Here is a 1,656-nt window from a genome sequence, read left to right as displayed (position 1 = left end):
CGTTCACCTTGATTTCTGCCTACGCTACTTATTTAATTACTGATGACTTGGGCGGATCTGCTGTGATTGGAGTTGTAACCACAGGCTTAATTTTGGGTAATTTTGGCTCTCGCATTGGCATGAGTTCGCGAACAAGGATAATTATTAGTGAGTTTTGGGAGTTTCTCGCGTTCTTTGTGAACTCGATTGTATTCCTTTTAATAGGAGATCAAGTCCGTTTTGCCGATTTAGGAGAGAATTTACCAATCATTGCAGTAACAGTTGTTGCAATGATTTTGATGCGAGCGATCGCTATCTTGTCTCTGAGTAAGTTGAGCGATTTCGTACAAGTGCAAAAAATTCCTTTTCCAGATCAAATTATACTTTGGTGGAGTGGATTGCGTGGTTCTGTTTCTATCGCGTTAGCATTAAGTGTACCAACGATTTTACCAGAGAGACACAAAATAATTGCGACAGTATTTGGTGTGGTTCTATTTACCCTGCTCTTCCAAGGATTGAGCATTAAACCGTTGTTACAACAATTGAATCTTCTCGGTGACCAGCCTTTGCGCCAACGCTATTTAGAGCTAAATGCAAGGATTATTGCCCTCAATTCTACTCTACAATATCTTCAAGCAAATCAACGACCTAGGATTACTTTAGAAGTTTACCATTCTGAAGAAACATTAATCAAAGAAGCTATTGAACAATTGCGAGCAGAAATTGAGCAGTTACAACAAGAGTATCCCAGCTTACAAAGTTTTGCGCTTGAACAACAGCAAGAAGAACTGTTAGAAGTTGAGGTCGATAGTTATGCTCAATTAGTCCGAAGAGTTCGGTTAAATAAAGAATTTACCCCCTTCCTACAAAAAGTTTTGGGGAATGTGCGATGAAAACAGGTCGGAAAAATAATTCTGCCTAAGGGAGTATGGGGTCTGTGGGGAGTAACATCTCCCTTGTCCCATCATTCTACCATTATTGCGAAATTACTCAAATTTGCAAAAATATGCCTATTAATATATGCATTAAAGCATATCTAAATACTATTTCTATTACTCCAGTTACAATGTTTTTTCAAACATAACTTGCTAATATCTAATTTAGTAAAAGCTGTTTGTATCAGCTGTCACGGAACAAATTAACAATAAAAAAAGCAATTATTGACAAGTAAAAGGAAATAATTGCTCTCGATTTTGGTTGGGTAACTAACTGCTATTAGAAAGTTGAATCTTACAACGCTATGAACACAACAGATAAAAACCAGAATAATAATCATCGTATTTCCCCTGCAACAGATATCTTACAAAGGCTGTGGGATGCAAAAGTATTGATAGTATTGATAATAGTAGCTGTATTCTTTCGAGCCTCCTACTTTGTTAATCCAGATGATGACGTTCCTTCACAACTTGTTACCGCATCTGAAATAAATTATAAAACAACAAAAGAAGCTATTGGTAAAACCGTTACAATTACAAGCACACCAATTAAAAAAGTTGGTTTAAGCTCATTCACTGTAAGTGATAAACACTTCTTAAAAGGACAACCAGTAGTAGTTATAAATGCCTCTAGTGAGCCTTTTGACTTACCTTTAGAACGAGACTCACAAATTCAAGTTACCGGTGAGGTGCGCAAGTTGGCAATCCCAGAAATTGAACAAAAGTTTAATTTGAGATTACA

2 protein-coding genes are annotated in these 1,656 nt (G+C 36.7%); both read left to right on the top strand.

All coding sequences use genetic code 11. From position 1 onward, the window contains the following. Nucleotides 1-872: cation:proton antiporter (locus G4P69_RS37995; protein WP_208355122.1), on the top strand; the 872-nt coding region annotated here is incomplete at its 5' end. A gap of 347 nt (nucleotides 873-1,219) precedes the next feature. Continuing rightward, nucleotides 1,220-1,656 (top strand): hypothetical protein (locus G4P69_RS37990; protein WP_208355113.1); only part of this gene is annotated, 437 nt, incomplete at its 3' end.

Origin of the sequence: Aetokthonos hydrillicola CCALA 1050 (genome assembly GCF_017591665.1) — a bacterium.
GTDB lineage: Bacteria > Cyanobacteriota > Cyanobacteriia > Cyanobacteriales > Nostocaceae > Aetokthonos > Aetokthonos hydrillicola.
Note: the sequence above shows the minus strand (reverse complement) of the source record. Positions and strands in the feature narration are given on the sequence as shown.